3 protein-coding genes are annotated in these 4,113 nt (G+C 33.5%); all 3 read left to right on the top strand.

Features of this window, described 5'->3' with window-relative positions:
• Positions 1 to 415: 415 nt before the first annotated feature.
• The 3 genes from rpmF to P618_RS00425 all read left to right on the top strand — a co-directional run bounded on the left by rpmF (position 416) and on the right by P618_RS00425 (position 3,312).
• Entirely contained in the window at positions 416 to 631 is a 216-nt protein-coding gene (gene rpmF, locus P618_RS00435; RefSeq protein WP_040458074.1) for a 50S ribosomal protein L32, read from the top strand.
• On the top strand, positions 612 to 1,640 hold the full coding sequence (gene plsX / locus P618_RS00430) for a phosphate acyltransferase PlsX (protein WP_021827891.1): 1,029 nt from the start codon (positions 612 to 614) through the stop codon (positions 1,638 to 1,640). The genes rpmF and plsX overlap by 20 nt, the downstream gene beginning before the upstream one ends.
• Positions 1,641 to 2,367: 727 nt before the next feature.
• On the top strand, positions 2,368 to 3,312 hold the full coding sequence (locus P618_RS00425; protein ID WP_021827893.1) for a hypothetical protein: 945 nt from the start codon (positions 2,368 to 2,370) through the stop codon (positions 3,310 to 3,312).
• The last annotated feature ends 801 nt before the right edge of the window (positions 3,313 to 4,113 follow it).

Genomic DNA, 4,113 nt, shown 5'->3' with positions numbered 1-4,113 from the left:
TATCAAATAGTCGCTATAAATATCAAGAAGATCCAGTTTCATTTTTTGTCCTTAAAAACTTACAGACGAAAAATATGATTATTTCAAGCAGAAATCAACTATTGCTGCGTAACATCAGTTATTGACAAACGAACTCAAGAAAACGGTCTACCCTTTGGGAAGAACCATGTATCGCCTGTTGCTTAAGTAGAAAAAATTTTTAAGGTGACGGGATGAAAGTTTAAGATTTTTAATAACCTTAATGTATTTTATGGACGTGAAAACGTTTTTTCATAAGGCATAATTTGTAGACTGATTTTTTCAGAGAATGAAAACTATGAATAAACTTAAAATCGGCAAAAAATGAAGGTTATCTCTTGTAATTTTTTTCTTTTTTTTGTACAATGATTTCGAAGATAGTAGAATAGGGTGAGTTGTGGCAGTTCCAAAAAAAAGAACAAGTTACTCCAGACAAAGGATGCGCAGGTCTCATGACCATATAAAGATTCATCCTGTTGGGGTCTGCGAAAAATGCGGTCAAAATAAGTTTCCTCATCATATGTGTTTGGAATGTGGTTATTATAAGGGGAGAAAGGTTATTATTACAAAAGCAGAGCGTCGCACTTTAAGGCGTGAAAAGAAAGAAAATTAGTATGGTTTGTCTTTCTGTGGATGTTATGGGAGCAGATTCTGGTGTTGAGGAGTTGCTCAAAGGAATTCTTCTTTTTCATAGTAGGTGTCCAGAGTGTAAGTTTTTGATTTTTGGAGTAGAATCCGATCTTTCTTTGGGGTTGAAGAATTTTTCTCTTTCTCAGAATTTGTTTGATGTTATTTATACCCCGACTTATGTGCGCTCTCAGGCTGACGTTTTTTCTACTTTAAAAGCTGGAGAAGATACAAGCATGTCTTGCGCTTTGCGAAGTGTATTTTCTGGTCAGTCTCAAGGGGCAGTTTCCGCTGGGAATACTGGTGTGTATCTTGCACTTTCCAAGTCAATTCTTAAAACTTTAGAAGGCATTCTTCGTCCGGCTATTGTTTCGCAAATTCCTACCTGTAGAGGCGAAAGTATCATGTTAGATTTGGGGGGAAATTTAGAAAGCTCTAGTAAATCTTTGGTTCAATACGCGTTGATGGGAAAAGTTTTTTGTCAGAAAGTTTTGGGCGTTGAATTTCCCTCTGTTGGAATTCTAAACGTGGGAACAGAGCTTCAGAAAGGAAAAGAGTCTCTAAAGGAAGCTTATGAACTTTTAAAAAATCGCAAAGAAATAAATTTCTATGGATATGTAGAAGGAGATGATATTTCTAAGGGGACTGTGGATGTTGTAGTAACCGATGGGTTTACTGGAAATATTGCTCTTAAGACAGGGGAAGGGACTATGAGAATGATGTCTTATATGTTGAATCGAGTGTTTCAAAGTTCTTTTTATTCTCGGTGTGTGGGATTTATCGCAAGACCGTTTCTTCAGGACTTTAAAGCGTATTTCGATCCTAGAGTTTATAATGGTGCATTATGGTTGGGCGTTAGAGGGATTGCGGTTAAAAGTCATGGAGGCACAGACTCTATTGGTTTTTCACACGCTTTAGAAACGGCATACGATATGGTTCGTATGAATATTGTTCACGAAATTCAGAGTACTCTTTTACAACACGATTTTTCATAAAAAATCATAAAATCATATAATGAGGAGCATCGATGAAGTTTCTATTATTGAAATAAGTGAATAAAATGTTAGTAAATTTTATCTTGCTCATGATAAGGGGGGGGGTACTAAATTTTCGATACATACTATGGATAATCAATTCGTTATAAAAAGAAGAAAATGAATTGATCTAGAAGCGAGTAAACTTGCGAATGTGCTTGGATTTAGCCCATTTTGGAGTTAAAGTCACAGAGAATAAGAAGGCCAAGTAAAAAAAATATGTCCAGAATCTCTTCTCAACCCACCCAAGCTGTAAAAATTTTTGTGTTAACGCAGAAGAGCTTTCAATCTAACAGCGTCCACGTTACTTTCCATGCTTTCACTGTTCTGCCTTTTGCGCTACAATCTCGCCTTCCATAACACCACTCTTCTTCCAATACATATCCTTGCGTTCTTAGCATGTCGCGACCAAAACTACTTTTATTTATGTATTAATTGGCCTATTCTCCTTTTGATATAGAGCTATTTCTTAACAAAATATAGACCTTTCTTCTTGACTCACCGTTGGATGCTTTAGACTTTTTTTATAGCTGAACCACTCACTGAACGCTCTTAACTACCTACCGGGAGAATTTTCTTCTATATTTTTGTTTAGCAAATCTTATCTTTTTAAAATTTTTTATTTATTAATGTTTTTTTTTTATAATCAAAAAGAAGTAAACTTTATACAATAAAAAAAGGAGTCAATATGAAAAAAATATTTTTTTTATTATCTGGATTTTTTAGTTTTTCTGCGTTAGCTATGGATGACAATGTTTTAATAGAAACGGTAGAAAAAGTTTGCAATTCACAGGATTCATACAACTTACACGACTTAAATCTTCCTAATTTCATCCCTGTCTCAAATGAGGAAAGAATAAATGACATTAATCGGTTGGAGTACATAATAAATATGCTTAACAAAGCAATAGAGAATCCTGTTAAAATTTGTTTAAGTCAAAGTAGAGATTTGACGGATCTTGAAGAAAATGTTCTGCCTTGGAAACAGCAAGTTTTGAATAAAATATATGCGATAATTTTTGAATCCAATAAAAAAAAAGAAAAAAGAAAAACTTCGGCAGGTGATTTTGGATTTAATTGCATAGATAGTAGAGGCTTAATTAATGAAGAATTTGCAAAAATACCAATCAGTAAAAGGAGCGATAGGATTAGTAAAGTTCTCCAAAAAGCTTCAAGTTATTTTTCTCACATTCTTTTTCGTTTAAAAAACGACAAAGAAGAGGGGCTTGCTATCTATGAAAATCCTAGAAAAAAGGTGAAACGCAATCAAGAAGGCGCAGCTGATGAAAAAGAGCAAAAAAAACAAATGCTCATAGACGCTCTTGATGTCGTTGAAAAATTTATGATTAAAGATAAAGATAGAGAACAAAAAGCCTCTTTAGATACCAGAGGAAAAGAATTTTTTGATGCTCTACGTTCTGTTGATTCTTTGAACATGGAGGATGATACCGATAAACAAATACGTGCTAAAGTTCTAAAACTTATACGTTTAGAGCGAACGCAAGTTAACATCGAAAATTTAGGTCCAGAACTAGAAAATAGAATTGCAAAAGTAGAAAGAGAGTTACTTGCTTTTTTGGAAGAAATAAGTGGAGGAAAACCTATCCAAGAAATATCAAAAGACAATAAATAATTAAGTCGATATAAAACAAGTAATCATTTAGAAAAAAACGCGTAAAACGTATGGAAGCTTACCTGTTAAATAAAGCTTTCATACCTAAACGATATACCAAAGTTGGAAAAAAATATATTAAATAGTATCGTCACCAGATGTTCAACCAAAGGAAAATGTATCTGATTTGAACAAAAGCAAGAAATGCAAAGTATTTTTCTCGCAATCGCGTTGCAAGACCTCTTCAGCGTTTCAGGTGAAGAAATGAATTCTCTATAAGTTGTCTAATATTGTAAATATCCTTATGGTTTTCCCTTTGTTCTTTTCTATTTTTTTTACAGGAATAAAAAGCATGCATGATAAGGGGGGTTTACTAAATTTTCGACACATAATATGGATAATCAATTCGTTATAAAAAGAAGAAAATGAATTGATCCAGAAGCGGGTAAACTTGCGAATGTGCTTGGATTTAGCCCATTTTGGAGTTAAAGTCACAGAGAATAAGAAGGCCAAATAAAAGAAAAATATGTCCAGAATAGCCATCTCAACACCGCTTTCATCAATATACACAAGATTTTTTGACGATATGCTTTTTATAGTTTCTTTATATCGCTCTCATTTTTCTTGGCTTGCTTGAAAGTAGGTAAAGATTTTTTTATAGCTAAAGCCTAACTTCTTTAGCCTCCGATACACAAAAACACATACTAGTATTAAATACTGATGTTACGCAGCAATAGTTGATTTCTGCTTGAAATCATCATATTTTTCGTCTGTAAGTTTTTAAGGACAAAAAATGAAACTGGATCTTCTTGATATGTATAG

The organism is Holospora obtusa F1 (genome assembly GCF_000469665.2).
GTDB classification, from domain to species: Bacteria; Pseudomonadota; Alphaproteobacteria; order Holosporales; family Holosporaceae; genus Holospora; species Holospora obtusa.
This window is presented reverse-complemented; position numbering and strand designations above follow the sequence as displayed.